This window comes from Nocardia sp. BMG111209 (assembly GCF_000381925.1).
GTDB lineage: Bacteria > Actinomycetota > Actinomycetes > Mycobacteriales > Mycobacteriaceae > Nocardia.
Window position 1 is genome coordinate 385625 of record NZ_KB907310.1, and the last position, 26544, is coordinate 412168.

The 26544-nt window shown below is 68.3% G+C and carries 23 protein-coding genes; 6 read left to right on the forward strand and 17 right to left on the reverse strand.

Annotated features, from left to right (window positions below):
* Window positions 1-100: 100 nt before the first annotated feature.
* Window positions 101-1639 carry an amino acid permease gene (locus G361_RS0139775; RefSeq protein WP_019932734.1) on the reverse strand — a complete coding sequence of 513 codons (1539 nt, stop codon included), beginning with the start codon at window positions 1637-1639 and terminating at the stop codon, window positions 101-103.
* Window positions 1640-1825: 186 nt separating this feature from the next.
* Here G361_RS0139775 and G361_RS0139780 point away from each other — a divergent pair, with 186 nt between their 5' ends.
* Window positions 1826-2488: a TetR/AcrR family transcriptional regulator gene (locus G361_RS0139780; protein ID WP_019932735.1), complete on the forward strand. Its 663-nt coding sequence runs from the start codon at window positions 1826-1828 to the stop codon at window positions 2486-2488.
* Window positions 2489-2725: 237 nt separating this feature from the next.
* Window positions 2726-4762, forward strand: a complete 2037-nt coding sequence (locus G361_RS46290; RefSeq protein WP_019932736.1) for an MFS transporter — start codon at window positions 2726-2728, stop codon at window positions 4760-4762.
* A 7-nt stretch (window positions 4763-4769) separates the two neighbouring features.
* Here the strand turns inward: G361_RS46290 and G361_RS0139790 are convergent, their stop codons facing one another.
* From G361_RS0139790 to eccCb, 4 genes are all read right to left on the reverse strand, one after another.
* Window positions 4770-5180 (reverse strand): NUDIX domain-containing protein, encoded by a 411-nt coding sequence (locus tag G361_RS0139790; RefSeq protein ID WP_036496597.1) that lies wholly within the window; start codon window positions 5178-5180, stop codon window positions 4770-4772.
* A 16-nt stretch (window positions 5181-5196) separates the two neighbouring features.
* Window positions 5197-5730, reverse strand: coding sequence for a hypothetical protein (locus tag G361_RS0139795; protein ID WP_026344080.1), 534 nt, complete (start codon window positions 5728-5730; stop codon window positions 5197-5199).
* A gap of 156 nt (window positions 5731-5886) precedes the next feature.
* The gene (locus G361_RS0139800) at window positions 5887-6252 is read right to left on the reverse strand and encodes a hypothetical protein (RefSeq protein ID WP_019932739.1); all 366 of its coding nucleotides are present in this window, start codon (window positions 6250-6252) and stop codon (window positions 5887-5889) included.
* A gap of 108 nt (window positions 6253-6360) precedes the next feature.
* Window positions 6361-10638, reverse strand: a complete 4278-nt coding sequence (eccCb, locus tag G361_RS47600; protein WP_052173011.1) for a type VII secretion protein EccCb — start codon at window positions 10636-10638, stop codon at window positions 6361-6363.
* Between the two features lie 181 nt (window positions 10639-10819).
* Here eccCb and G361_RS0139810 point away from each other — a divergent pair, with 181 nt between their 5' ends.
* Window positions 10820-11671: a hypothetical protein gene (locus G361_RS0139810; protein WP_019932740.1), complete on the forward strand. Its 852-nt coding sequence runs from the start codon at window positions 10820-10822 to the stop codon at window positions 11669-11671.
* On the opposite strand, the gene G361_RS0139815 is transcribed toward G361_RS0139810, so the two are convergent.
* From G361_RS0139815 to G361_RS0139855, 9 genes are all read right to left on the reverse strand, one after another.
* Window positions 11672-12661: an SCO2521 family protein gene (locus G361_RS0139815; protein ID WP_019932741.1), complete on the reverse strand. Its 990-nt coding sequence runs from the start codon at window positions 12659-12661 to the stop codon at window positions 11672-11674.
* 1 nt (window position 12662) lies between these two features.
* Window positions 12663-13784 carry an SCO2522 family protein gene (locus G361_RS0139820; protein WP_019932742.1) on the reverse strand — a complete coding sequence of 374 codons (1122 nt, stop codon included), beginning with the start codon at window positions 13782-13784 and terminating at the stop codon, window positions 12663-12665.
* A gap of 1 nt (window position 13785) precedes the next feature.
* Complete coding sequence (locus G361_RS0139825) at window positions 13786-14703, reverse strand: SCO2523 family variant P-loop protein (RefSeq protein ID WP_019932743.1); 918 nt, start codon at window positions 14701-14703, stop codon at window positions 13786-13788.
* A gap of 4 nt (window positions 14704-14707) precedes the next feature.
* On the reverse strand, window positions 14708-16609 hold the full coding sequence (locus G361_RS0139830) for an SCO2524 family protein (RefSeq protein ID WP_026344081.1): 1902 nt from the start codon (window positions 16607-16609) through the stop codon (window positions 14708-14710).
* A gap of 388 nt (window positions 16610-16997) precedes the next feature.
* Window positions 16998-17798 carry a family 1 encapsulin nanocompartment shell protein gene (locus G361_RS0139835; protein WP_019932745.1) on the reverse strand — a complete coding sequence of 267 codons (801 nt, stop codon included), beginning with the start codon at window positions 17796-17798 and terminating at the stop codon, window positions 16998-17000.
* Window positions 17795-18814, reverse strand: a complete 1020-nt coding sequence (locus tag G361_RS0139840; protein WP_019932746.1) for a Dyp-type peroxidase — start codon at window positions 18812-18814, stop codon at window positions 17795-17797. Before G361_RS0139840 ends, G361_RS0139835 begins: the two co-directional genes overlap by 4 nt.
* Window positions 18815-18898: 84 nt before the next feature.
* Window positions 18899-19225, reverse strand: a complete 327-nt coding sequence (locus G361_RS0139845) for a cupin domain-containing protein (RefSeq protein ID WP_019932747.1) — start codon at window positions 19223-19225, stop codon at window positions 18899-18901.
* Window positions 19226-19377: 152 nt separating this feature from the next.
* Window positions 19378-19857: a dihydrofolate reductase gene (locus G361_RS0139850; RefSeq protein WP_019932748.1), complete on the reverse strand. Its 480-nt coding sequence runs from the start codon at window positions 19855-19857 to the stop codon at window positions 19378-19380.
* Window positions 19858-20679 (reverse strand): thymidylate synthase, encoded by an 822-nt coding sequence (locus G361_RS0139855; protein WP_019932749.1) that lies wholly within the window; start codon window positions 20677-20679, stop codon window positions 19858-19860.
* A 20-nt stretch (window positions 20680-20699) separates the two neighbouring features.
* Between G361_RS0139855 and cobF the strand changes: the two genes are divergently transcribed.
* The 3 genes from cobF (at window position 20700) to G361_RS0139870 (ending at window position 23313) form a co-directional block, all read left to right on the forward strand.
* Window positions 20700-21479, forward strand: coding sequence for a precorrin-6A synthase (deacetylating) (cobF, locus tag G361_RS0139860; protein WP_026344083.1), 780 nt, complete (start codon window positions 20700-20702; stop codon window positions 21477-21479).
* Window positions 21480-21578: 99 nt separating this feature from the next.
* Window positions 21579-22253 carry a hypothetical protein gene (locus G361_RS46300; protein ID WP_019932751.1) on the forward strand — a complete coding sequence of 225 codons (675 nt, stop codon included), beginning with the start codon at window positions 21579-21581 and terminating at the stop codon, window positions 22251-22253.
* Window positions 22254-22446: 193 nt separating this feature from the next.
* Entirely contained in the window at window positions 22447-23313 is an 867-nt protein-coding gene (locus G361_RS0139870) for a DNA-formamidopyrimidine glycosylase family protein (protein WP_026344084.1), read from the forward strand.
* Between the two features lies 1 nt (window position 23314).
* On the opposite strand, the gene G361_RS0139875 is transcribed toward G361_RS0139870, so the two are convergent.
* Genes G361_RS0139875 through G361_RS0139885 form a run of 3 tightly spaced genes read right to left on the reverse strand, consistent with a single transcriptional unit; the run spans window position 23315 to window position 26502 of the window.
* Window positions 23315-24823 carry a carboxylesterase/lipase family protein gene (locus tag G361_RS0139875; protein ID WP_019932753.1) on the reverse strand — a complete coding sequence of 503 codons (1509 nt, stop codon included), beginning with the start codon at window positions 24821-24823 and terminating at the stop codon, window positions 23315-23317.
* A 16-nt stretch (window positions 24824-24839) separates the two neighbouring features.
* Window positions 24840-25085 carry a DUF2630 family protein gene (locus G361_RS0139880; RefSeq protein ID WP_026344085.1) on the reverse strand — a complete coding sequence of 82 codons (246 nt, stop codon included), beginning with the start codon at window positions 25083-25085 and terminating at the stop codon, window positions 24840-24842.
* Window positions 25086-25128: 43 nt separating this feature from the next.
* On the reverse strand, window positions 25129-26502 hold the full coding sequence (locus G361_RS0139885; RefSeq protein ID WP_019932755.1) for a PLP-dependent aminotransferase family protein: 1374 nt from the start codon (window positions 26500-26502) through the stop codon (window positions 25129-25131).
* Window positions 26503-26544: the final 42 nt, after the last annotated feature.

Below are 26544 nucleotides of genomic sequence, written 5' to 3' on the forward strand. Positions count from 1 at the left end.
GATATTCCTGTCGGGTGACAGGAACGGATGCGACGGGGCCGGAACGCGGCAGCGGGTGGTGGCCCCGGCAGTGGCCACCACCCGCGGTGCGCGCGATACGTCAGGCGAGTTGCGGTGCGGGGGAGGGTGTCTCGATCGCCGAGCCCCGGCTGCCGAGGACGCGGTGCACGACGGCGCCGACGAGCAGGGTCAGGGCGACGAACAGCGGTGCGGCCCAGAGCATCCACCAGCTACCGCCGCTCGGGTCGTAGACCGCGGCGCGCGGCCACGCGAGGTTCACCGCCATCGCGATGCCCCAGAGCACCGCCAGCGCGTTGATCGGGATGCCGAACCGGCCCAGGCCGAACAGCTTTCCGTCGGACTCGTCCGTGGCGACGTCGGCGGGCCAGCCCTTCACCCGGCGGATCAGCAGCGGCACCGTCACGAAAAGGTAAGCCAGATACAGCATCACGATGGTGACGCTGCCGAGCACGGTGAAGACCGCGGCGTTGCCGAGGTTCAGCAGCAGCAGTGCGATCGACAGCACGCCGATCACCACCGACGGCAGCACCGGGGTGCCGAACCGCGGATGGACGCGGCCGAGCTGCTTCGCGAACGGCAGCCGGCCGTCGCGGGCCATCGAGAACATCAGCCGGGATCCGGCGGTCTGGATCGCCAGCGTGCACACCGTGATCGCGATCGCGACGCAGCAGAGCACCACCTTGCCGACCGGGGTGGCCAGCTTGGCATCGATCACGTACGCGAGCCCCTCGGTGGCGAGGTGTCCGTCGTCCAGGCTCGGCGCGGCCGTCAGGGCGGCGAGCAGCATGAGCCCGCCGCCGATTCCGGAGGCGGCCAGTGCGGTCAGGATGGTGCGGGGCGCGACCCGGCGCGGATTCCTGGTCTCCTCGGAAAGCTCACCGGCGGAATCGAATCCGACCATCACGTACGCGGCCATCAGGCCCGACACCAGGAATGCGGCCCAGTACGGCCCGGCCGCGGCGCCCGAGGTGTGCATCACCACGGCCGGTCCGCGATCGGCATGTGTGAAGAACAGTGCGATCACCGCGATCACGCCGACGATCTCGACGGTGACGCCGATGGAGTTGATCCGCGACATCCAGTCGATGCCGACCACATTGATCAGGGTGGTCACCACCAGCAGGATGCTGCCGAGGATCACCGCATTGGTCGCGCCGGATGTGGTCGCGAGCGCGGTGTCGCCGCCGACCAGCTGGAATCCGGACCAGATCGAGGGCAGTACCACCTGCAGCGCGATCGCGGCCGCGGCGGCGGTGACGATCTGCGCGACGATCATCTGCCAGCCCGCGAACCAGCCGACCACCTCACCGGCCAGTCGACGCGACCACTGGTAGATACAGCCGGAAATGGGGTAGCGCGCGGCCAGTTCGGCGAAGTTCAGCGCCACCAGGAACTGTCCGGCGAACACGATCGGCCAGGTCCAGAAGAAGGCCGCGCCGCCGAAGCTGTAGCCGAAGCCGAAGAACTGGAAGATCGTCGTCAGGATCGAGACGAAGGAGAAGCCCGCCGCGAAGGAGGCATAGCGTCCGAGTTTACGGTGCAGGACCGGCTGATAGCCGAATGTCTCCAGGTCGGCGTCGTCGGACTGGTGGGCGGGTGGGGCGAGGGTCGTGGCCATGGCGGGATCCTTCGGCTGCGGCCAATATCTGTCGGCTGAAAGTTTTCCAATCTGGATCGCGGTTCCGGTGACGCCGATGTATCCGTCTCGAGACTCGCCGTAACTTCTGCGTTACCACAGTTTCTGTCAGATGACAGAAATCTCTCACCCGGCTCCGGAGGTGGCGTGCGGGTAAGAATGGGAGGCGTGACGCACCTCGGACCCGGCCGCCCGCGCCTCGAGCCCCGCCGGCGGCAGGGCCAGACACCGCGCGCGGAGATCCTCGACGCCGCGGCCGAACTGTTCACCACCAACGGCTACGCCAGCACCTCCACCCGCAGCATCGCCGACGCGGTGGGCATCCGGCAGGCGTCGCTCTACCATCACTTCGCCGCGAAGGACGATATCCTCGACGCGCTGCTGGGTGAAACGGTCAGCGCGGCACTGGAATTGGGCAGGCAGGTGAGCGACCGGCCGGAGCCCGCGGTGGTCCGGCTGTACGCTCTGGCCCTGTTCGACGCACGCCAGCTGTGCACCTCCCGCTGGAATCTCGGTGCGCTGTACCTGCTTCCGGAGCTGCGTTCCCCGCGTTTCGCGCAGTTCCGGCTGCGCCGCGACGAACTGCGTGGCCACTACGAGCGACTGGCGGCCGTGGTGCAGGCCGGGACCGACGCGGTACGTGGCGCGTACGTCCTGCCGTTCCGGCTGGTCGAGACGGTCATCAACATCCGTTCCGACGACGGCAGCGCGCCCGAGTACGCGGAACATCTGATTCCGCGGGCGATGTTGCACCTGCTCGGACATCGCGGCGATCCGGACGAGATCGCCGCCGCCGCGGCGGTTCTGCTGGATTCGCTCGGATCGGCCTGAGCGTCTGAGTAATCCGAGGTCGTGCCCGCGAAGGCGCATTGACCTCCGCAATAGACTGGCTATCTGATGTCCGATAGGTCTGGTTGGCGGGAATTGGCAATCGGAACGGCGTGAACAGGTGGCGTGTGGCCCGGACGTGACTTCATATCGCCCTGCCAGTGATATGTCGCAAAATTCGGGCAAACGTGCCGCTAGACTCACGCGAAACCCCGCCAACTCCAGTCGACGGAGCAATCAATGACGAACGTGGAGCTCGAACCGGCCCGTACGGTCCGCGGGCGCTCGCTCGCCCTCATCGCGCTCGCGCTCGCGTTGGCGCTGGTGGTACTCGACGGCACTCTGGTCGGCGCCGCCCTGCCGGTGATCATCGGCAAGCTCCATCTGAATTTCGCGCAGGCGCAATGGGTCAACGGTATCTACGCGATCGTGTTCGCGGCGCTGCTGATCACCGGTGAACGGCTCGGTCACCAATACGGCTGGCGCACCATCATCGGCGCCGGGCTGGTGCTGCTGATGCTCGGCAGCGTGCTGGCCGCCGTCGCGCACGCGCCGTCCACGCTGATCTGGGGCCGGATCGTGCAGGGTGTCGCGGCCGCCGCGATCCTGCCCGGGGTGTATTCGATCGCCAACGCGCGCTATCGCCGGCGGCGGGCCGGCGGGGGAGCGCTGCTGGTCGCGGTCGCGGCGGCGGGACCGCTGCTCGGCGGCTGGCTGTCCACCTCGTTCGACTGGACCTGGGTGTTCCTGCTGAACGTGCCGGTCGGGCTGATCGCGCTGGTGCTGCTGATCCTGTGGGTGCCCGATACGTTCAGCCGCGATACGGCCCTCGACCTCGACGTGGACGGCTTCCTGCTCGCCGGCGCGGGCTTCGGCCTGGTGATGTTCGGGCTGATCCAGGGGCCCACCTTCGGCTGGTGGCGGCCGCTGCGCGACTTCCCGATCCTCGGGCTCACCTGGTCGACGCGGGCGACGATGTCACCGACGCCGGTGCTGCTGGTGGTGGGCCTGTTCCTGTGCCTGCTGTTCGCGCTGTGGGAGCGGCACCGGGTACGTGCGCGACGGCCGGCGCTGATCGACGTGAACCTGTTGCGGCTGCCCGGTTTCCGCTGGGGTGCGCTGGTCACGCTGCTGCTCGCGATCACCAATTTCGGTCTGCTGTTCGTGCTGCCGCTGTATCTGGTGAACGTGCTGGACATGACGACCCTGCGCGCGGGCGCGGTGCTGTCGGCCGTCGCGCTCGGCGTACTGCCGGCCGCCCGATGGTCCGATGCGATCGCGCGCTGGTGCGGCGCGGTGCGTACCGTGCGGCTCGGGCTCACCATCGACGTGATCGTCGTCGCGGTACTCGGCCTGGTGCTGAGCACCGGGCTGTCCGGCTGGTGGGTGGCCCTGCTGCTGCTCTGCTACGGCTTCGGACTCGGGCTGATCGGGGCGCGGTTGTCCCGGATCGTGATGTCGAAGGTGCCGCCGGGCGAGGGTGGTCAGGCCGGGGCGGCGCAGTCGACGGCACTGCAGATCGGCGCCGCGCTGGGCACCGCGATCCTGGGCGGGGCGCTGTCGATCGCGTTGTCCAAGGATCTGACCCACCGTCTCGACCTGACCCGGATGCCGCGCGTGACCGGCGCCCGGCTCGCCGAGGCCACCCGAGACTCCGTCGGCATCGCCATCCCCGGCCTGCGACGGCACGGCGGCGCCGACGCCATCGTGTCCGCCCTGGCGCACGCCTTCACCGACGCCACCCGCACCAGCCTGCTCACCGGCGCGATCGTGCTGCTGATCGGCCTGCTCGCCGCCGCCCGAATCCCCGCGCCCACCTGGGAGTTCCGGCCCGTGCGCCGGGGGCTCGCGGCGGCCGGCCAGGCGGTGTCCGGGGGTGCGGCGAAATCCTCGGGCGAGGAGACCGAGGTTGCCGAGACGGCATCGGAGGCCGATGTGGTGGCGGTGACGGAGACCGAGATCGTGATCGCGGAGACCGCGACGGCCGACAACGCGGCGGCGACGGTCGGGGAAGCGGAGGTGACCACCGTGGGAGAATCGGCAGAAACCGTTGTGGCGGAGCCTGTTTCCGAGCCATCGGAGCCCGCCGCGACCGGTGCGGTGCAGCCCCCGAGGGGCCGGCACGCGGCGGTGGAACCCGAGCAGACCGATTCCGGCGCAACCGAATCCACCGAGACCGAGACCGAGGCGGAGGCGGACGAGGAGTCCGACGATGCCTCGGCACTCGGCGCCCATGCCGAGGACGCCGCCACCCGCGGTGCCCGCGACGAATCGTGACCGGGGTCTACCAGTCGATCAGATCGAGTTCGTGCAATCGCCGGAACACCAGCATCGACCCCGGCGCCACCTCCGGCATCGCGGCGTACTCCCCGACGGTGAAATAGCGCAATTCCGCGATCTCACCCGTGGCCCGCGGCTCCCCGGTCAGATCCGCCACATAACAGGTCATGTGCAGCGCGGTCCCGGGCGCGTGCCCGTACGCCTCGCATTCGAACACCCCGAGTTCGGCGACGTCCGTGACATCGACACCCAACTCCTCGCGCACCTCCCGGTGCAGCGCCTGCACCGCCGATTCGCCCGGATCGAGTTTCCCGCCGGCCATGTAGAACACACCCTTACCGGCCGAACGCGCCTGCAACAGGCGCCGATCCCGGATATGAGCGAGCGCGGCGGTCCGAATCATCGTGACTGTCATGGCCTTCCGATGTCGTTCAACGAGTCGACGGTGGAGCGAGTTTCCAATGTTGTTGGAGCGCACGGGCGATCTCCGGCAGAATGGTGACCGGAATTCGCTTGTAGCGCAACATCCTTCGTATTTCCAAAACCTGTTCCCGCTTACGCTGTTCGTACGGATTCGAAATCGGCCGCACCACCGGCGGTATGGTCAGCAACACCAGTTCGCCGTGCCGTTCGTCCCCGCCACTGAGATCCAGCGCCAGCGACCACCGGGCCCGCTCGTCCATCGCGAACCGCCCCGCCACCACCCGATCCCATTCGATACTGGACTCCGCCCACGGCGTCCGCCGATAGATGGCCCGCTCGGTGAGCACGATGACATCCCGCCCGAACAGCACCACCAGCAGCGCGATCCCCCCGGCCGCCCCGGCCCCCAACCCGGTGAACACCCGATTCAGCCCGAACACGACCACGATCACCGCACACACACCCACGGCCACCAACACACCCAGACAGCTGTAGAGCAGTGCCCGCCACCCGGGCACCACCCCCGCACGCACCATCCTCATCACGTCCTCCTGCGTACCGGGTGATCACGCTACTCGGTCGACAGGACACCGTCCCGCCAAGGTGTTACGGCCGTGTGCGGCCGTATATTCGTGATCGTGCCCGATCAACCGGGACGCGAACAGTGCGCGGCGTTGCCCGCTGTTGCGCCGATCCGGTCAATCGGTGAGCAGATCCCGCAATTGATCCACGATGTCGTCGACCTGGGTGTCGCTGGGCCGTTCGATGGTGATCTCCCGATCGCCGTTGCGCACTGTCACCGAGGTCGCGCGGTTCCGGTTCAGGAACTGCTCGACGATGCCGCGGATCGTCAGCGACGCGGCGCCGAGTGCGCCGCCCGATACCGCCAATGAGCCGATGGCCAAGGCGATTCCGGATTTCGTGCCCGCCGGCCCGGCCTCGGTCGCGGACGTCACCGCGACCCCCGGAATCTCCCGCAGGTCCGTCGCCAGCTCCTGGGTCAGCCGATCCAGGCGCTCGTCGTCGAGTTGTTCGGCGGTCAGTACGAACAGCGCTTCGGTCATTGTCTGCCCCCTGGCGTCGTCGGCCGCCACCGCGGCCTGCCGATCACTGTAGCCGGGATATCCGGCCGCTTTCCCTGTTCCGTGCGGCCTCGGCCGCTGCCGCGAACGTCATCCGCGATCGGCGATCTGGATCGGTTCCGGTTCGCGGAATCGGCCGATCAGGGTGCCGCGGCCGGGTGGCAGGGCGGTGGTGTGCAGGTCGCCGAACAGGGCGCCCTCGTCGCCGGCGGCGCTCAGGACGATCGTGCCGGCCGAGATGTCCCACAGCAGGCCCAGTACGCGTTCGTAGCGGGCGCGGGCCAGGCCGGTGTGCGCGCGGGCCAGGATCAGGTGCAGTCCGATGTCGTGGGCCATCGGCAGGAATTTCAGCAGTGGTTCGAGCGGATCGCTGCCGTCGGCCACGACCCGCTCGTAATCGTCGACGAGTACATAGATTTCGGGGCCGTTCCACCAATCGCGGGCCGGTAGTCGTGCGGGCGGGATCTCCGGGCCGGGGACCCGTGCGGTGAGCAGGTCCACGAGTTCGGCGATGGCCCGGGGCACGGTCGACGCGGTCGGGCAATACGCCGCCGGCCGTGCGGATTCCACCACGTCGGCCAGCGTGCGGCGATAGTCGACGAGCAGGATGCGGGCCTGTTCCGGGGTGGAGTTCTCGGCGAGACCCAGTGCTACCGTGCGCAACAACGTGGTCTTGCCCGCGCCCGGATCCGAGAACACCAGCAGATGCGGGCGGTCGTCGAAATCCCAGAGCAGGGGCGACAATTCGGTCTCGCCGAGGCCGAGCAGCAGATGGGTGGCATCCTGCTCGGGACCTCGGCCGCGCGCCAGGTCGAGCAGATGCTCGTACGTGATCCGTTGCGGCAGTAGTCGTATCGGCGGGGCCTGCCGGGATCGGTAATCCTTGCGCAGGTCCTCCACCGCCCCGGCGAGACCTGCGGCCAGATGATGGGGATCGGTATCGCTGTCCAAACGCGGTAGGGCCGTGAGCATCTGGAGTTTCTCCGGCGACAGGCCGCGGCCCGGACGGTCGGGCGGCACCAGCCCGGCGGCCTGCCGATCCAGTTCGGAATCGGCCGGATCCCCGAGCCACAGCTCGATGCGGACCGCGTTCTGCAGGCCCGGTCCGCCACGGCTCCACGGCGACATCGTGGTGAGCAGATGAATGCCGTACGAAATGCCCTGGGCGGCAAGGTGGGTGACGGATTGTTCGAGGGCGGGGAAGTCCTGGCGGAGCGTGTCGAGGCCGTCGACGACGAGGAAGACGTCCCCGTGGTCGTCCGCTTCGACCGCGCCACCCGCCGGTCCGCGGGCGGCCCGGCGTTTCCGGAAATCCGCCGTCGAGGTGATGCCCAGATCCCGGAAGTACCGTTCCCGGCGCGCGAGCAGTGCGGTCAGCTCGGCGAGCGTACGGCGGATCCGCTCGATGTCCCGGCGGCCGGCGACCGAACCCACATGCGGTAATTCGGCCAGCGCGGCCAAGGCGCCGCCGAAGTCGAGACAGTAGAACTGCACCTGTTCGGGGGTGTGGGTCGCGGCCGCGGCCACGATCAGGCTGCGCAGTACGGTCGACTTGCCCGAGCGCGGCCCGCCCACGACCGTGACGTGGCCGCTGTCGCCGGACAGATCGACGGTCAGTACCTCGCGACGGTGCTCGCGCGGCCGGTCGACCCAGCCGATCGGCAACCGCAGATGGCTGCGATTGGCCGAACGCGGCGAATTCTCCTCCTGCAGAAGGGTTCCCACGGTAGGCGAGATCAGCAGCGGCGGTTGCCACATCCGGTACGCGGCGGGTGCCCCGAGCCGGTCGACGGTGGCGACCAGCGATTCCGGCAACAGCAGATCGAGGGGATCCGCACCGTCGGTGATGCCGGGGCGGGCGGTGGACGCCGACCGGAAACGGGTGGTCGCGCCGGTGGTGGTCCGCAGATAGCCGTGGCCCGGCGTGCTGGGCAGATAGTTCGCGTCGGGGCTGCCGAGGACGAATCGGGACTCGTCGTCGGTGAAGGTGCGCAGCACGATCCGGTAGGACAGGTATTTGTCCAGGGTGCGCAGCAGCACCTCCTCGGGCTGGTAGGTGCCCAGTAGCAGATGGATGCCCAGGGACCGGCCGCGGCGGCCCACCTGGATCAGCGCGCCCACGAACGGGGAACCCCCGGCGAGCAGTTCGACGAACTCGTCGATGACGATGACCAGGGCGGGTAACGGATCCAGCGGCGCGCCCGCCGACCGGGCCTGCTCGTACTCGGCGCGGGTCGTGCAGCCCTCGGCGCTCTGTACCAGCTGCCGGCGGCGTTCCATCTCGTACTCGACGACATCCTGCAGACGGTCGAGCAGGGACGGGTCCTGGTCGAGGTCGTGCACCCGTCCGGCCACATGCGGCAGGGTGGCCAGCGGTTCGAAGGTCGAATCGCCGGCGGCGTCGACGAGCAGGAAGTTCACCCGATCCGGGGGATAGGTCAGCGCCAGCCCGAGCACGATCGTGCGCAGCAGTTCCGACTTGCCGGATCCGATGGCGCCGACCACCAGGCCGTGCGGACCGGCTCCGGCGTCGGTGGCGGGTCCGATGTCCAGTTCCACCGGATCGCCGGTGTACGTCACGCCGATGGGGATCCGCAGGCCCGAAGGCGGTGCGTCCCGCCAGCGTTGCCGGATATCCGGGTCGATCAGCCGGTGCAGGTGCACGAAGTCGGCGTGCAGCTCGAGCTCGAGCGGTTGCCGAGAGCTGCTCGCGGACGCGAATCTGGCGACCAGATCCTCGGCGCCGTCCGGGAGGTCGGCCGCACGCACCGCACCCGATGGAATCGGCCGGATACCCGGTAGCGCGATCCGCACCGTCTCGGACCCGGTCAACGCCCAGCCGGGCTGTTCGGGCAGCAGTGCGGCCCGGTCGATGTCGATCCGGGAATCGCCCGGCCGGAACAGCCGCAGTTCGATGCGGTTGGCCAGTGACTCGGCCATCCAGTCGGGCACCTCGGTCCAGTTCCGGGCGGTGGCGACCAGGTGCACCGCATACTCCGGGCCGGTGTCGGCGATCTCCTGCACGGCCGGCACCAGATCGGGCCACTGCCGCGCGAAGGCACCCCAGCGATCCACGAACAGGAACAGGTCCGGCACCGGTCCTTCGTCCGGGAGCGGTCGCCGATGGCGCAGCTCGGTGGGGGACGCGATGTGATGGAGCCGGTACAGTCGGCGCCGGTTGCGGATCTCGTCGATCAGATCCTCCACCAGGGCTGCTGCGGCCTGCTCGGACCCGTCCTCGGATCCCGCGACGCTCGCCACGCTGCCGATACTCGGCAGCCCTCGGATCGAGCCGAGCCGATTGTCGGATTCCAGGACGTGGATGCGCGCGTCGGCCGGCGAGTGGGTGAGCGCGAGCGATGCCGCCAGGGTGCGCAGCAGGGTGCTCTTGCCGGACCCCGCGCGGCCGACGAGGAGCAGGCCGTTGCGAGGCCCGGCGAAATCGATGGTCGCGATCGTGCCCGCGACGCCTCCGGGCTCCTGCTGCCGCCCGAAGGGAACATCCAACGGCCTTGTGCGCCACCAATCCTCGGCTCGCAACCCGCCACCCGGCAGGTGTTCCAGGTGACCGAGCAGCCCGCCCAGCGGTACCGGCGCAAGGCTGTCGGCGAGATTCGCGGGTGATCGCCGGGCCCGGGCGATGTGGATCTCCTCGGACGCCACACAATAGTGCTCGGGTGTCTGATTCGCCGCCCGCGTGCCGACCTCCTTGGCGATGTACTGCCACAGGTCGTGGGTGGTGACCGCGCTGGTACGGGCGGCCGCCAGCATGCGGATCCCGGACACCATGGCCCCCGTGAACATCGACAACGGTGTCGAACGCGGTGCGGCGCGTTTCCCGTCCTCGGCCGCCTGGACCGAATTCGATGCCATCAGTACGCAGATTCCCTTGCCGGCGGCCAGCTCGTTACCGACGATATCCAGCGCCGAGACGCCCTTGAGCACGTCGTCGCCGAGAAATGCGCCGCTGTAGCAACAATCGAGCACGATGAACTTCGTCGCCGCCGGTGATTCGCGGATGAGATCCTTGACGAACGACGAGGACACCGCCGAACTGCTCAGTAGATCCGAATCGGTGTTGCTGGCGGCCAGATAGAGATTGTGGCCGCGCCGAATTCCGTGCCCCGAGAAATAGAACATCACCATGTCCTCGGGCTCGGCGTGCCGGAACAGCCGTTCGGCGCTGCGCTCGATCTCCGCCTTCGACTCGTTGATCAGCAGCTCGACCGGTCCGAAGGCCCCCACCTCCGGATTGCGCAGTAATTCCTGAAGTTCCGTGGCGTCGGAGACCGGCGCGGACAACTGTGGAATTCCCGGCGAATAATATGTGTCGTTCGCGACGAGCAGCGCGATCCGCCTGCCCACCATAAGCTTGCCTCCCCCGCCCGAACCGCCGCGGCAACACGGCGTACCGCCACCCTACCGCGTCGTGGATTCCGTTCGCCGCCAACGAACTGCGGGGCTTGCCACCCACGAAAAACTTTGTTTTGCCGGTCCTGCTCGTTGCTATCGTGAAGAGGGCTTCGGACCGTCGGAGCCGGACGCGGGGATGCTCATGGTGGATGAACAGCAACAGGGGTCGCCGTTCGTCCGTTCGATGTCCACCCGGGTGGCGCGGCGCGCTTCGTCCTACGCCGCCGTCGTGGACCGGTTCCTGGCCGAACCGGCGGCTGCGCGGCGCCGGGCCGGTGAGCAGGAGTTGCTCGACTCTCTCAATCGGAACGTGGAATCCCTTGTCGTGCAGTACGATCCGCCCAGCATCCGCCGCAACAGCGACAGTCTGGTGTTCGGCCACATCTATTCGAGCATCCCCCGTTCCGCGCAGCGAATCGCGGTGTCGCCGGAACTGCTCGCGGCGCTACTGGCCGCGGAGGTCGAATACCGGGGCCCACTTCGGTTGAGTCGCACCCAGAATCGCCAGCTCGCGGAGGTCTACGAGCGGCTGGGTACAGCCATGGCCGTCCTGTTGCCCGGTCACGCCGCACTGGCCTTCCGTCGCGGCGGCAGCCTGTACCGCCAGGACGAGGACTCCGACGGTGAGGATCGGTGCAGCCTGAACCTGGCCCGGTCGCGGCGCCGGGCGCAGCCGGTGTGGCTGCGCCGGTTCGGCGGCTTCCTCCCGGACCTGTTGTGCGGCTACGGTTATCGGCCGTACCGAATTCTGATCTGGGTGTTCGTTCAGGTCGTTGCCTGCACGGCGGTGGTTCGTGCGCTGTCCACCGAATCGACGCTGTCGATCGTGTACGACTGCTGTACCAACTTCCTGAACCCGCTGGGCCCCGGCGACACCGCCGGACTGGAGGGAGCCGAACGGTTCGTCTTCGTCGTCGAGGCCTATGCCGGCACCCTCACCACGTCGGTGTTCTTCGCTCTGATGGTGCGACGCTGGTTCCGTACGTGATCACCAGTCGCTGCTGCTGATCTTCGAATTGCGCAGGGCGTGCAGTGTCGCGGTGGTCATCCGGTCGCGCAATTGGCCGACCCGCGCCGTCCACTGCCGGGTGAAACCCGGATCCGCTTCCAGCTGTGCCCACGGTCCCCGCAGCGCCGCGGGGGTATGGGCGCCCGGCATCCACAGTGGCGCAAGCTGTTCCAGAACCGGGGCGAGTTGATCGAGCAGCCGGCCCACTTCCTGGTCGACCGGGCCGAAGCGGTCGGCCACCTGTCCGATCGTGGTCAGCAGCCAGTCGTGGACCGCGAGATCCTCGCAGAAGCGTTGTGCCGCCGCAACCTCCGGCGCGGGCACGATCAGCCGTACCGAGCGTTGGGAATCGGTGTCGAGCCGGAAGACGAAGCCGGGACGCTCGCCCGGGGCGCCGATCTCGACCGCCCAGCGCAGTCGTGTGGTACCGGCCCGGAAGGGCACGCCCTGATCCAGCCGGGGGTCCACTCGCACGGAGGTGGACATCCGCTGGCTGATCGACGTCAGGTCGAGCCGGTCGCCGCCCCCCGGCCGCAGAAATCCGTCGGCGAGCCGGGCGCCGGCGTCGGCGCCCAGTTTGCTGACCGCCTCCACGGTGCCGGGCATGCTCAGGTAGTGCGACCAGGGCTGGCGCGCACGGTTTTTCGTCGGTATCACCCGAGACATCGTGGAACTCTGCAGGATTCGGCCACCCACCACGACCACATGTGCGGCCACGGTGCCGATGATGTGTACCTGTTTGCCCAGCGCCGGGATCAACAGGCAGTCCACCCCCTCCACCCGGTTCGGTGAAACGACCAGTGGCACGGGGCGTTCCCGCGAGGTCACCGTGCTGCCGGGTTTCACTGCACCGAGCAGTTCCACGACCGCGGACGTATCCAGGACGTTGCGGGAGGGCAGCAGACAGGTGTGGATCTCCCCGAGCACACTCACGGTGTGCTCGGCCGCGCCGACGACGGCTGAGGACATGTCACACCCCGCGAACCGGAGCGATGGCGCCTCCGCCGACCTCGTCGAGGAATACATGGGTGAGACGCTTGCCGACCTCGTCGGGGACGATGATCTGCTCGCCCGCACCGCGTTCGACGGTCAGTTGCAGCACCTCCTGGTCGATGTCGACATGATCGACGATGGTGCGCACCGCATGCTCGATCTTCAGATAATCCTGCGGCAGGATCGACAGGGCCCGATAGGCGGCGAACGGCTTGGCCTCCGGATTGAGCTGGATCACCGCCGGCATCTCCCACCACGTGTCCGGCCAGATGATGTCCTGATCCCACGGCTGCGGCCGGCGCTGCGGCTGCTCCGCATGCTCGGGCGACCCGCGCGGCGGCTCCGGCGGCCGGCCGACCAGATCCCACGGCTGCGGCTGGACCACGGCGCGTCCCTCGTAGCGGACCATACCCAGCCGCAGCAGTTGCCAGACCGCGGCGAGATACGGGCACGACCAGCGGGTGAGTTCCTCACCGTCCTTACCCACCTGGGTGTTCCACATCTCGACATCGAGAAATATCGAATGCTCGCGCCGGCCCAGTTCCTCCGGCGGGCGGTACTGCGCCGCCTGCATGGCCTGGGTGGCCTCGAAATCGGAGGACCGCTGGCCGTTGCACAACCAGCCGGATTCCACGTCCGGCGGCCGCCGGCCGGTCGTGTTCTCCAGCGGCTCCGCGACGACCCAGCGCGAGATCATCTCCGCCAGCCCGATCTGCTGACCGGTGGGGATACCGTCGGTGTAGGTCGGAGATTCCCAGCATCCGGCTTCCCGGGCCAGGTAGTCGATGCGTAGACCGCATTCGTGAGCGATGCCCAAGATTTTGTGGAGTATGGCGTTGGGGTTGGTACCCGGTCCGAAATAGTCGTCGATCAGGAAACAGGTGCTCACGCGGATGGCGGAGCCGAAAGTCGCCTTCGCGTCTTCGACGTACAGATCGACCAACCGGGCCACCCGGCGGAACTGAGCGCGAATGGCATCCTGGCCGTTGATCAGATCCTTCATGTAGAAGTGCCCGGTCTCGATCGACAGATGGGAGAGTTCGACCCCGGCGACGCGCACCTGGTCGGTCGTCTCGCTGTAGACCGCACTCTCGTTCATGTCAGTAGACCCTCTCCCACGTCGCGTCATCGGTGAGGCCGGTCGCCAATTCGGTGAAGGCGGTGACCGTTTCCTGGTTGGCGATCTTCGCCGCGACGTCGGCGTCGAGGATCACCTGTTCGCGCCATTGCAACACCGGCTCCATAGGGGTCTTACCCAACATGACGCTGAATCCCAGCCGATTGGTCTTCGCCAGCGTTTCCAACGCCTCGTTCTGGCGGCGCAGCCAGGCCCACTGCGGTCCGCGACCGGGACCCGGGGACTCCTTCATCGAGGGCACCGCGGTCCGGATGTAGCGCACGGCCTCCAACAGCCGGCCGGTGTCGTGCCCACACCGGCCACCTGTCTCCAGCAGCCCGTTCGGGCCGTGTACCAGGCCGTTCGCGGCGAGAATGTGTTGCCGGGTCCACCGATGGAAGACCAGCCACCGCGCCACCACCTCCCCGAGTTGGGGCATGGACATCGCGCTGAGCACGATCTCCAATGCCGCGGACCGGCCGGCCGACAGGTCGATGAAGGTCACATCGTATTCCTGCTCACACGTCACCAGCAGTTCCACGCAACGTTTCACGAGTTTGTCGTCGACCGAGGTGAATTCCCCGCCGCCGCGGTCGCCGGGGAACAGCACCAACCGGTACGGATGACGGGGTGCCCGCAACTCCTCGCGATTGGTCTCGGTGCGGACGTTGTGTGCGGTGACCGTGCTGTTGACGCTGGTCAGGTAGTTGTGCAGACCGTCCTTGTCCGGAGTGCCGCGGTCCACACGATTGATATCGAACAGCGCTCCCGAGGTAGGCGAGCCGAAATCGAAGTCGAGGTAGGCGATGTTCTGGCCTCGGAGACTCAACCGGTAGGCGATGTTGCTGCTGGTCACCGATCGGCCGGTGCCACCCTTGTCCGATGTCGAGAAAACCAGCATCCGGTTATTCACTCCTCATCGCGTCGAGGCCGGCGAAATCGAGTTCGTCCAACGAGCGCAATGCCTCCGCGCACAGGCTGTGCGCGGTGCCGGGGCGATCATCGATCAGTTTCCGTGCGCGCTGTAGCTGTTTCTCCACGTTTTCCAGAGCGGTGCGATTCGGGGTGTTGTCCTCCTCGCTCAGACTCAGGAATTTCTGATTGAGCAGATGTTCCGCCTCGTTCAGCAGTTCCAGCGAGCGCAGCGCCGAGGTGGACGACCGCAGCGGTGGCTGGCGGAACGAATTGTCGGCGGCGACCAGGCATTCGATGACTCGTTCGGTCAGATACCAGGACGGCTGCTGATTACCGTTCGTGGGCTGCGGCTCGCTCCCGCCCGGCTTCGTGACCTTGAAGATCCGATCCGCGTCGTCCCACAGGCCGTTGGCCGGTCCTTTGGTGAAGGCCCGGAGCTCGAGATGATCCATGGTCGACTGGGCCAGTTCCAGCAGCCGATCCCGGGTGGTCAGGGTGCTGGAGAGCTGGGCCGCCTGCAGGGTGCGCTTGAGCAGTACCGGGGCGTAGTCCGACACCCGCCAGTTCAGGACCTTGCCGTCGTCGAGATCGGCTGTGCCGGAACCGAGCAACGACAGTCGCACGCCGGGTATGTGCAACTCGCGCGCGTAGTCCTCTTCGGTCAGGCGGCGGATGATCCGGCCCCGGCGCGCCAGCTCGTCGAAAATCAGTGTGGCCCTGGTGAGGTCGTCGTCGTTGGCCTCGCGGTTGATGAGGTCCTGGATCAGTACGGCCGAAACACAGAGACTGAAGTAGTCCGATTCCTCGCCGTCGGAGGTGCGCCACGGGATGTCTTCCAGTGGCCATCGGCCGGTACCGTAGCGGGCCATCGCCGACCAGTACCGCTGTGCCAGATCGCCGCGTAGCTGCAACGCCTCCGCCAGTCGGCGTTGTTGTGGATCCAGCAGATCGAGCTCGCGGGTTCGGGCGGAGGTGAGGTCGTTGATGCCGTCGAGGGCGGTCACGGTGAAGTACAGGTAGGGACGTGGGGTCGCATACCCTTCGTCGGTCGCGATCGGCGCGCTGCCGAACTCCTCCTCCAGGCCCGCCGCATCGGTGACGATGCCCCAGCTCCAACCACATTCGAACAACAGACCTTCGTCCTCGAGGTCCGCGTCGGGAGTGGCGTTCAGCGTGACGTCTCGGCGCAGCCGGACCCGGACGCGCTCGAGCCGTTGTGCCACACCGGCGAGTACCGCCTCGGGCTCCGCGCCGGTCTGGTTGAACATGGTGAGCATCGCCTGCCCGGACCGGGAATCGGGATCCACCGACTGCACGACGAAACCGCGCACCAGACCGATCATTGCCGCGGTGAGGCGGACCTTGATCCGGGCCTCCAGGTCCGAGATCCGATTGTCGAGTTTGTTCCGCTCGGTCTGTGTGGGCCGGGCGCCGACCCAGACGCGCAGTGCCCGAAGGTATTTCAGTGCTGCCAGACAGAGGGTCAGCGACATCGAATAGGAGTCGACCACATCGAGTTCGCGTTGCTCATCGGTGGGGCCCTCGGGTGCCGTCGACCGCAGATAGCTGCCCGCCGCGAAGATCGGCCGGCCGTCGGGTGTCGTGTAACGGCCCAGATAGTCGTCGAGGATATCGATCAGCTTGATACCCACCTGTCGCATGCGCCCCAGCGGCCGCAACACTTCGGCGATATCGTCGGGAATGGTGTCCGGATCGTCCAGGGCGAAGCTGGGAATCTCGGTGGCGGGGTACAGCAAGCACAGCAGCTGCTCGGCGTCGCTGATGGAGTTGGAACCGTCGCGGCCACCCCACTGCCATTGGTCATCGCGATAGCACGCGGCCAGCAACGAACTCCAGATGTTCAAGATCTGCCGGCGTGGCTGAATCCTCATCGAAGGCCGCCCCCCTCATCGCTCATCGTTGGCATGCCACATCGGTGCATCTCGACTTGTTCTCGCAGCGGCGATGCGACGCGAAGTTATCACGGCCGACTACCTTTCGCTCGAATTGCACGAAGGGGTGAGAGGCTCGGCAAAAGAGCCGACCGCCCAGTTTTCTTTTGTTCGGTTATCCGTTCGCGGGCAACGAAGTTCGCGTGACGGGATCTCTCGGTATCCCACAATTCTCCGCCACCGGAGCAGTATCGGGCAGTGCGATCAGGGTGCGAATTCGGGGGTCGCCGGACGCGCGCATCGGGATGCCGCGGGTCCCGTCGACGGGCCCCGGACACGACACCGCCGTGCGGTGAAAACCGCACGGCGGGAAGGTGGTACGGAAAAACTACGCCTGCAGCGGCACCGCGGCCTCGCTGGTGTACACCAGGAAGGTCAGCGTCTCCTGGAAATACAGCTGCACGGTTTCGGCGTCGTGGGTGAGGTAGCCGATCGAAAGGTCCTGTCCCAGGCGGAGATCGAAGTCGCCACCGCGGGTGGTGAGGACGAAGGCGCCGTCGATGGCCGGCGCCCAGATGATCTCGCCGTCCGGGATGAGCCGCTCGATGTGGGTGCGGATCGGGTAGCCGTGGTCGGAGGCCTCGCTGACGGCGGTGTACAGATCCGCGGACAGCAGCACCGAATACGGGCCGCCGACGCCGGCCAGGCGCAGCGCGGTCACCGACTGGGCGATGGCATCCGGGATCTGGCGGGTGTCGGCGGGGATCGTGACGGGGGCATTGGAGGCGGCCGCGCGGATGCCGGTGATGCCGGCCGCCGCATAACCCTCGAAGACCGCGCGGTCCTCGGCGAAGGCGATCTTCTTCGCGGCCTGCTTCACCGGTTCCAGATCGGTGTCCTGGGCGCCGCGTTCCACGTCGTCGATCTCCTCGCGCGACAGCGTGAACGGGACCCGCAGTTCGACCAGCGGGCCCACCCGGCGCTGCCGGGCGAGTACGCCGTCGGCCGGCTCGTCGATGGCCGCGGTGCGGCCGAGGCCCACCGCGGAATAGTCGTAACCGTGCGGACCGGACAGGTCGACGACGCGACGTCCGGCGATGTGCCGCTTGAACGTCCGGCTCGCCTCTTCCTCGATCGCGGACCACGCGGCGCCGCTGATCGGGGCCAGTTCGCGGTGCAGGTTGTTCATATCGAGCTCCTTCGCAGGGTGCCGATGCCGAGACTGCCGTCGTCGGCCGGTCCGGCCGGTTCGGCCGTCACCGGGGCGGTGGCGGCCACGGGTGCGGCCGGAAGCGAATCGAGGAATCCGGCCGGGGGCGTGCAGAACAGGGTGCCGGTGACGGCGGTCGAGAAATCCAGGATGCGGTCGTAGGCCGCGTCGTCGCTGCCGAGGAACATGCGCGTCAGCATCTGTTCGGTGACGTCGGGGGTGGCCGCGTAGGCGACGTAGTACGTGCCGAACATGCCCTCGCGGACGCTGCCGAAGGGCATGTTCGCGCGGACGATCTGCCGCTGGTTGCCGTCCGGGTCGTACACCGTATTGACCGCGACGTGCGAATTCGCCGGCTTGTCCGCGTCGGAGAGTTCGAAATCGCCGAGTTTGGTCCGGCCGATGACCCGTTCCTGCTCCTCGATGGACAGCGCGTTCCAGGCGTCGAGGTCGTGCAGATATTTCTGCACGATCACATAACTGCCGCCGGCGAAGTCCGGATCCTCGGCGCCGATCAGCGCCGCGGCGGCGGCATCGTCACCCTCCGGATTCTCGGTGCCGTCCACAAATCCGAGCAGATCTCGCTGTTCGAAGTAGCGGAAGCCGACGGTCTCGTCCACGATCGTCGCCGCCCCGCGCAACCGGTCGCCGACGGTCATGGCGAGTTCGAAGCAGGCGTCCTGCGATTCGGCCTTGATGTGGAACAGCAGATCGCCCGGTGTGGCGGGGGCCCGGTGCCGCGGGCCGTCGTAGCCGGGGAATTCGTGCAACTGCGCGGGTCGCGGCCCGGCGAACAACCGGTCCCAGGCCGCCGAGCCGATGCTCACCGCGCAGGACAGGTCGGTGCCGGGCAGCCGGAAGCCGATCGAGCGGCGCAGGCCGGGCAGGTCGGCGAGCAGATCACGGACGACCGGCTCGCCGCCCTCGTCGATCGTGAGGACCAGGAAGATCGCAGCGCGGGTCAGCGGATGGAGAATCGGCTGCGAGGCATACATGATCAACAGCCTACGATGCACCCCGGCGAGCCGTCCGGCACGGTCGTGTGTTCGCCACCGGCAGAAGCGAAATCGTGAGGTGCGCTATTTCGCGACGGTGAGCAGGAAGGCCACGTCGTCCAGGGCCTTCACACTGTGCCGGGCCGCCGGTACCACCAGCAGGTCACCGGGTGAGCCCTTCCATTCGTTCGCCCCGCTGATCAGGGTCAGCGTGCCGCTGATCACCTGGAGCGTGGCCTCGCCCGGATTGTCGTGCTCGGCGAGGCTCTGGCCCGCGGTGAGCGCGATGACGGTCTGCCGCAGGCTGTGCGTGTGCCCACCGTAGAGGGTCTGCGAACTGCGGCCGCTGCTGGCGACGGCGGCCAGCTTCAACTGCTGGCGAGCCACCGCGGTCAGCGATTTCTTGTCCATGAGGCAGCCTCCGTGTGCAGCGGCACGCCCCGGCGGCGCCGCGAAAGTCGTGAATGGCGCTGAACAATCGTGAGTATGCCGGACCGGTCGCACCCGTTCGATCGTTTTCCGGCGGCAGTTTCGTGCCGATCGTCGCGTGTGCGCCGTTCGTGTCAGCGGGTGTAGTGACGGAATCGGTAGCGCAGGCCGGTCCGGGAGGTGGCCCACGGGCCGTCCTCGGCGGTCCAGTCCGGCCCGATCGCGGGGGCGTAGGCATCCCCGGCGATATCGACGTCCACCTCGGTCACCTGGAGTTCGGTCGCCTGTTCCAGTGCCGCGCGGTAGATCTGACCGCCGCCGGCGACCCACACCGTCTCGGTACCGGCCAGGGTCAGGGCGGATTCGAGCGAATCGGCGCGTTCGGCACCGTCCGCGGACCAGGCCGGTTGCCGGGTGATCACGATATTGCGTCGGCCCGGCAGCGGGCGGAATCGCGCGGGCAGCGAATCCCAGGTGCGCCGGCCCATCACGACCGGATGCCCCCAGGTGATGTTCCGGAAATGCGCGGAATCCTCGGGTAGCCGCCACGGAATGGCATTGTCGGCGCCGATCACACCGCCGGTGGTCTGCGCCCAGATCAGCCCGACCCGCATTCAGACCGCCACCGGAGCCTTGATGGCCGGATGGTGCCGGTACCCGTCGACCTCGACGTCCTCGTAGGCGTAGTCGAACAGGGTCGGCGCCGGGCGCAGGTGCAGATGTGGGAACGGATACGGCTCCCGGGACAACTGTTCCCGTACCTGGCCGACGTGATTGTCGTAGATGTGGCAGTCGCCGCCGGTCCAGACGAAATCGCCGGGCTCGAGTTCGGTCTGCTGCGCCACCATGTGGGTGAGCAGCGCATAACTCGCGATGTTGAAGGGCACGCCCAGGAACAGGTCGGCACTGCGCTGATACAGCTGGCAGGACAGTTTCCCGTCGGCGACGTAGAACTGGAACAGCGCGTGGCAGGGCGCGAGCGCCATCCGGTCCAGATCGGCGACATTCCAGGCCGAGACCAGCATGCGCCGGGAATCCGGATCGGTGCGCAACATCTGCAACACCTGCGAGATCTGATCGATGTGGGTGCCGTCGGGAGTGGGCCAGGACCGCCACTGCACCCCGTACACCGGGCCGAGTTCGCCGTTGCGATCGGCCCATTCGTCCCAGATGGTCACCCCGTGCTCGTGCAGCCACGCGACGTTGGAATCGCCGCGCAGGAACCACAGCAACTCGTAGACGATCGACTTCAGATGCACCTTTTTCGTGGTGATCAGTGGGAAGCCCGCCGACAGGTCGTAGCGCAGTTGATGACCGAACACGCTGCGGGTACCGGTTCCGGTGCGATCGGACTTCCGGGTACCGCTGTCGAGCACGAGGCGCAACAGGTCCTCGTACTGGGTGTCGGCGGTGGGGGGAATTCCGGCATCTCCCATGGCTGGCAAGCTTACGCAGTGTGCGGAAGCTTTATGTGATCGGAATCGGAGCGGGCGACCCGCGGCAGGTGACGGTGCAGGCCATCGAGGCGATGCGGCGCGTCGACGTGTTCTTCGTCATCGGCAAGGGCGAGCGCAAACAGGAGTTGCTGGACGTCCGGACCGCGATCCTCACCGCGCACGTCGATCACGACTATCGGATGGTCACGATCGAGGATCCGCCGCGCGATCGTGAGATCGCCGCGACCGGCGCCGACGCGGCCTATCGGGACGCGGTCGGCGACTGGCACGATCGGCGCGCCGATCTGCTCGCGGCGCACTTCGCGGCCACCGAGGGGGTCGGCGCGATCCTGGTGTGGGGCGATCCGGCGCTGTACGACAGCATCCTGCGCCTGGTCGAACGGGTGCTGGCGCGCGGCGCGGTGACCTTCGACTACGAGGTGATCCCCGGCATCACCAGCGCCGCGGCGCTGGCCGCCCGGCATCGCATCGTGCTGCACGACATCGGCGAACCGCTGCACATCACCACCGGCCGCCGGTTGCGCGAGGAGGGGGTCACCGCGGGCGAGTCGACCCTGGTGATGCTCGACGGCGAATGTTCCTTCACCACCGTCGCCGACGCGGATCTGCACATCTGGTGGGCCGCCTACCTCGGCCTGCCCGACGAGGAATTGATCGAGGGCCCGCTGCCTGCGGTGCGGGATCGAATTGTCCAGCGCCGCAAGGAACTTCGCGAGGCCAAGGGCTGGATCATGGATATCTACTTACTTCGGAGAACGAAAACGCCTGCGGCGCAATAGCGGCCGTCTCCCCGTCGTGGCGGATTACCGCGCGGATCCGTGGGCTCGGCCGTGCCGAATCACTCCCGCAGGCAATACTTCTCGATGAGGGAGGCCACCATGGCCCATTGGTTCGGCCGTGCCGTGTCGGCACTGGTCATCAGCGCGATTCCGGTCGCCGCCGCATTCGGCGCCACCGGGATCGCGACCGCCGACAGCGACGGTCTCGGCACCCGCCCGATCCCCGACGCCGGCGTACTCGCCCCGCTCGATCCGGCCGTCGTGCACGCACCCGACCCGGCCGGCGTTCCGGCGGTGCTGCCGATCCAGGCGCCGGAGGGGTCCGTGCGGATCGGCTCGGCGCAGGTCGCCCGCCCGGACTGGCTGGATCCGCAACAGGCGGACGCCGTCAACATCGGTGCGGCGCAGACCGAGGCGAATCTGGCGCAGACCCTGAACGCCGCCGGCCTCCCGGCCTCGCGCTCGGATCGCATCGCGGCCGATACGCTCGGTTCCGCCGCCACCGGCGCGGTGATCGGCGCGGCGGCCTCCAGTCCGATCGCCGTGGTCGGGGCCCTGATCGGCACCGCCTCCGGACTGCTCGCCGGGATCCCGTTCGCCCCGGCCGGCCTGGTGTTCGTGCCGGTGCTCGGCGCGAGCCTGGCCGCGGGCATGATTCTCGGCACCGCCGCCGCGGCGGGCGCCGCCCTCGGCGCCGTGGCCGGTGCGATCGAGGGCGCGGCGGCCCCGGCCACGGTCGATGCCGAGCCGGCGGTCGTTCCCGCGGCCTCCTGAATCGTTTCCGCACGTCCGCGGCCCGGCGAATTCCGCTCGCCGGGCCCGGCGGTGGGTACTCGCCGGGCTCGGCTGTAGGCACTTGCCGGGCTCGGCTGTAGGCACTTGCCGGGCCCGGCGGTGGGTGTCGGGCCGGTTCTTCCGGTCGATCGTCCGGGCCGGAATGTCGGTGCCGGTCGGTAGTCTGGGCGGCATGCCCGAGTTACCCGAGATCGTCGCGCTCGAGCGCTTCCTCGCCGGACATGCGGTGGGGGCGGTCGTGGGGCGCGTCGATGTGGCGGCGCTGAGTGTGCTCAAGACGTTCGATCCGCCGATCACGGCGTTGTCGGGGCGGGACGTCACGGGGGCGGGGCACTGGGGGAAGTATCTGGGGTTGGACTGCGGGGGGTTGTGGCTGATCACGCATCTGTCGCGGGGCGGGTGGTTGCGGTGGATCGACGAGCCGAGCCCCAATCCGCCCAAGCCGGGGAAGGGGCCGTTGGCGCTGCGGGTGCATTTCTTCACGCCGGAGGGGTCCACACCGGCGTTCGATCTCACCGAGGCGGGGACGAAGAAGCGGCTGGCGGTGTGGGTGGTGCCGGATCCGGCACAGATACCGCAGATCGCCCGGCTCGGGCCCGATGCGCTGGAGATCTCCGAGGACGAGTTCGCCACCCGGCTGGGCGCCACCTCGCAGCGGTTGAAGACCGTGCTCGCCGATCAGACGGTGATCGCGGGGATCGGTAACGCCTATTCGGACGAGATCCTGCACGCGGCGAAACTGTCGCCGTTCGCGACCTCCGGCACGCTCGGTGCGGAGAAGACCGCGCAACTCTACGAGGCGATGCGGACGGTGCTGATCGATGCGGTGAATCGGTCGGTCGGGCAGGACGCGGCGCGGTTGAAGGGCGAGAAACGGTCGGGGTTGCAGGTGCATGCGCGGCCCGGACTCGCCTGCCCGGTGTGCGGCGACACCATTCGCGAGGTCGCCTACACCGACAAGTCGTTCCAGTACTGCCCGACCTGTCAGACCGGGGGCAAGATCCTGGCCGATCGGCGCATGTCCCGGTTGCTGAAGTAGGTCAGCTCATCGCGGGCACGCGGATGCCCTCCCAGGCGAGCCGTTTGGCGGTCTCCGGATCCACCTCGACCCGGGCGGGGGCGTCGATGATCCGGGTCGCGCGACGCTGTTCGGTGTATTGCGGCCAGCTCGGCAGCGGTGTGCCGGTGCGGGCGAACGACAGCCAGTTCTCCTGGAACTCCCGTTGCACCGAGAGCCACCGGCGGTAGCCGCCGGTCGCGCAGAAGCTGCGGCCCACCGCGCTGTCCACGGCGCCGAACACCGGGATCAGCTCGAGGGCGTGGGTGGCGTTCAACCCGGCCAGCCGGGCCGCCGGTGGGGCGTAGTCCATCCGGTACATGTAGGTCGGCGCGTACCGGCTGTGGCCCTGCGCCACCGCGACCGAGGGCCGCCAGAAGGTGAAATCGCCGCCCATCCGGACCGCGACCTTGGATTTCGGGTAACCGGGGTAGGCCGCGACGATCCGGTTCTCCTCGTCCTCGCCGCACCGGGCGAGGGCCTGCCGCAGTTGTTCGGGGGTGGTGGGCAGCGACGGATCGAATCGCTTGAACAGCGTCGCCTCGTCGCGATTGGTGCCGATGATCAGCGGCACCGCATGCGCGTCGCCCTCGTCGATCGCCACCAGCGGCGGCCGGGGCAGGAACTCGCCGTCGACGACCGGCGCGATCGGGAAGCTGCCCGGCTGACGCCGCAGCACCCCGCCGAGGGCGCGTTCCATCGCGTGCCGCAACTGATCGGTGCCCACGGACTCGAGCGCCGCTGCGGCGTCTTCCGGTGCGACACCGAGCTTGTCGAGGACCCGGCGGGCGAAGGTGCGGGACTCCACGGGATTCAGCACCCAGTCCGCGGGGGCGCTCTGCGCGATGGCCCGATGGAACAGGCCCGCGGCGGACGGGGTGGTCAGCAGGGTCACCACGGCGTGCGCACCGGCCGATTCACCGAAGACGGTGACATTGTCCGGATCACCGCCGAAGCCGGCGATGTTGCGCTGCACCCACTCCAGTGCCGCGACCTGATCGCGCAGGCCCAAGTTGGAGTCGAAAGGTCTTGCGGGGGTGGAGAATTCGCTGAAGTCGAGATAGCCGAAGGCGCCGAGCCGATAGTTGATCGAGACCACGACCACATCGCGGCGCAGCGCCAGGCGGGCGCCGGAATACAGTCGCAGCGAACCGGTTCCGAAGGTGTAGCCGCCACCGTGGATGAACACCATGACCGGTCGCGGGGTCGAGGAGGGGTTCGGCGGCGCGCTGATGTTCAGCGTCAGGCAGTCCTCGCCGATGGGCAGTACCTGCCGCGCGCCGATGCGCGCGCCGACCCAGTGTTGCGGTGCGACGCTGCCGAATTCGGCCGCGTCCCGCACGCCGGACCAGGGCTGCACCGGTTGTGGTGCGCGCAAACGCAATTCACCGATCGGCGCGGCCGCGTAGGGGATGGACCGCCAGCGCAGCACGCGGCGGCCCGCGACCCCGCGGACCACACCGTCGACGGTCCGGACTTCGGTAGCCACCATCCTCCGATGGTAACTGTTACTGCAGGTATCCTTCGACCTGCTTGGCGGAGTTGGCCTGTGCCTCGTCCGGATCGGTGCCCTGGTCGAGCCGGGCGCGGCGCTGCCGCAGCAGGTCCCAGCACTGATCCAGCGCGACCTCCAGTTCCGCGAGGCGGGCCCGTTCCTGCTCCGGATCGAGCTGTCCGGACTCGGCCTTGGTCCGGAGTGCGTGCTCCTGGGTCACCAGGTCCTGAATCCGCGCGAGTACGTCCTGTTCGGTCATGCGGACCATGCTACGACCGCCGCCGGGCGGATCCCGGCGGCGCCTACCGCGCGGTCAGGCACTCCACCGCTATCCGCACCGCGACCGCCAGTTCCTCGCGGGGCAGCGCCGCATAACCGAGTGCGATCCCGAAGTGCTGTTGCGGTCCGCAATGGTGGCGGGCCAGGCCGTCGAGGCGGACGCCGCGACGCTGCGCGGCCGCGGTCACCCGCTGCTCGTCGGCGGTCGAGGTCAGCGGCACCACCACGTGCGAACCGGCGTCGTCGCCGAGTACCTCCAGGCCGTGGCGGCGCAGTTCGCCGACCACCAGGGCGCGGCGATCGGGCATCGCGCGGCGCAACCGGCGCAGGTGCCGGGCCAGATCGCCGTTGTGGGCCAATTCGACCACCACCTGCTGGCCGGCCGGAGCCGGTCCGGTACCGGTCGACTCGCGATGGGAGAGCACGGATTTCGCGATGTCGGGCGGTGCGACGAGCCAGCCCGCGCCGAGGACGGGGGAGAGGATCTTGGAGGTCGTGCCCAAGTGGACCACCACATCGGGGGCGAGGGTGGCCAGCAGTGGCAGCGGCTCGGTGTCGTAGCGCAACTCGCCGTCGTAGTCGTCCTCGATGACCAGGGCGCCGTGCCGGCGGGCGAATTCGATCAGTTCGGTGCGGCGCCGGGCCGGCATCCGGCTACCGAGCGGAAACTGGTGCGCCGGAGTGCAATACACGGCCTTGATATCGGGCGGCAGCAGATCGACGCGGAGCCCGTCGCCGTCCACCGGAATCGGCAGTACGCGCGCGCCGGCGGCCCGCAGCGCGCCGACCGCCCGCTGATATCCGGGGTCCTCGACGGCCACCCGGTCACCGGGCCGCAGGACCACCGCCGCCAATTCGGCCACCGCCGCGCTACTGCCCGCGGTGGCGAGTACCACGGTGTTGCTGCCCGCGGACAGTCCGCGATGACGCAGCAGATGTTCGGCGACCGCGGCCCGGTACTCCGGATCACCGGCCCGATCCTTGCGCACCACCACGCTGCGATGCCCCGACGACCACCAGGCCCGGCGCCAGGCGGCCCGGTCGATCACCTCCACGCAGGGCGCGCCGGGACCGAGATCGAGCAGGTCCGCGAGCGGGACCTCATCCGTCGCCGAAGATTGCTCGACGGTCGCTGCGGGTGCGGTGGTCAGGAAGGTGCCGGAACCGCGGCGGCTGTTCAGCCAGCCTTCGGCATGCAATTGGTCATAGGCCGCGGTCACCACCGTGCGGCTGACGCCCAGCCGGGTCGCCAGGGTCCGGGAGGACATCAGGCGGTCACCGGCGCGCAACCGCCCGATGGCGGCGGCGGACCGCACTCCGTCGGCGATCTGTACCGACAGTGGGGTGTTCGCGCTACGGTCGAGCGTGATCGGCACGTCGTCCCAGGGATCGCTCATGGAAGTGGACCTTCGTATTTGCTGAGAATTGGCTCTTTTGCA

What these genes read in the sequence shown, in the direction of transcription:
- G361_RS0139775 (WP_019932734.1), bottom strand. Translation starts at nt 1,639, where the DNA reads ATGGCCACGACCCTCGCCCCACCCGCCCACCAGTCCGACGACGCCGAC.
- G361_RS0139875 (WP_019932753.1), bottom strand. Translation starts at nt 24,823, where the DNA reads ATGGTGGCTACCGAAGTCCGGACCGTCGACGGTGTGGTCCGCGGGGTC.
- G361_RS0139850 (WP_019932748.1), bottom strand. Translation starts at nt 19,857, where the DNA reads ATGCGGGTCGGGCTGATCTGGGCGCAGACCACCGGCGGTGTGATCGGC.
- G361_RS46290 (WP_019932736.1), top strand. Translation starts at nt 2,726, where the DNA reads ATGACGAACGTGGAGCTCGAACCGGCCCGTACGGTCCGCGGGCGCTCG.
- G361_RS0139810 (WP_019932740.1), top strand. Translation starts at nt 10,820, where the DNA reads ATGCTCATGGTGGATGAACAGCAACAGGGGTCGCCGTTCGTCCGTTCG.
- G361_RS0139840 (WP_019932746.1), bottom strand. Translation starts at nt 18,814, where the DNA reads ATGTATGCCTCGCAGCCGATTCTCCATCCGCTGACCCGCGCTGCGATC.
- G361_RS46300 (WP_019932751.1), top strand. Translation starts at nt 21,579, where the DNA reads ATGGCCCATTGGTTCGGCCGTGCCGTGTCGGCACTGGTCATCAGCGCG.
- G361_RS0139855 (WP_019932749.1), bottom strand. Translation starts at nt 20,679, where the DNA reads ATGGGAGATGCCGGAATTCCCCCCACCGCCGACACCCAGTACGAGGAC.
- G361_RS0139885 (WP_019932755.1), bottom strand. Translation starts at nt 26,502, where the DNA reads ATGAGCGATCCCTGGGACGACGTGCCGATCACGCTCGACCGTAGCGCG.
- G361_RS0139845 (WP_019932747.1), bottom strand. Translation starts at nt 19,225, where the DNA reads ATGGACAAGAAATCGCTGACCGCGGTGGCTCGCCAGCAGTTGAAGCTG.
- G361_RS0139830 (WP_026344081.1), bottom strand. Translation starts at nt 16,609, where the DNA reads ATGAGGATTCAGCCACGCCGGCAGATCTTGAACATCTGGAGTTCGTTG.
- eccCb (WP_052173011.1), bottom strand. Translation starts at nt 10,638, where the DNA reads ATGGTGGGCAGGCGGATCGCGCTGCTCGTCGCGAACGACACATATTAT.
- G361_RS0139820 (WP_019932742.1), bottom strand. Translation starts at nt 13,784, where the DNA reads ATGAACGAGAGTGCGGTCTACAGCGAGACGACCGACCAGGTGCGCGTC.
- G361_RS0139790 (WP_036496597.1), bottom strand. Translation starts at nt 5,180, where the DNA reads ATGACAGTCACGATGATTCGGACCGCCGCGCTCGCTCATATCCGGGAT.
- G361_RS0139870 (WP_026344084.1), top strand. Translation starts at nt 22,447, where the DNA reads ATGCCCGAGTTACCCGAGATCGTCGCGCTCGAGCGCTTCCTCGCCGGA.
- G361_RS0139815 (WP_019932741.1), bottom strand. Translation starts at nt 12,661, where the DNA reads ATGTCCTCAGCCGTCGTCGGCGCGGCCGAGCACACCGTGAGTGTGCTC.
- G361_RS0139835 (WP_019932745.1), bottom strand. Translation starts at nt 17,798, where the DNA reads ATGAACAACCTGCACCGCGAACTGGCCCCGATCAGCGGCGCCGCGTGG.
- G361_RS0139800 (WP_019932739.1), bottom strand. Translation starts at nt 6,252, where the DNA reads ATGACCGAAGCGCTGTTCGTACTGACCGCCGAACAACTCGACGACGAG.
- G361_RS0139795 (WP_026344080.1), bottom strand. Translation starts at nt 5,730, where the DNA reads ATGAGGATGGTGCGTGCGGGGGTGGTGCCCGGGTGGCGGGCACTGCTC.
- G361_RS0139880 (WP_026344085.1), bottom strand. Translation starts at nt 25,085, where the DNA reads ATGACCGAACAGGACGTACTCGCGCGGATTCAGGACCTGGTGACCCAG.
- G361_RS0139825 (WP_019932743.1), bottom strand. Translation starts at nt 14,703, where the DNA reads ATGCTGGTTTTCTCGACATCGGACAAGGGTGGCACCGGCCGATCGGTG.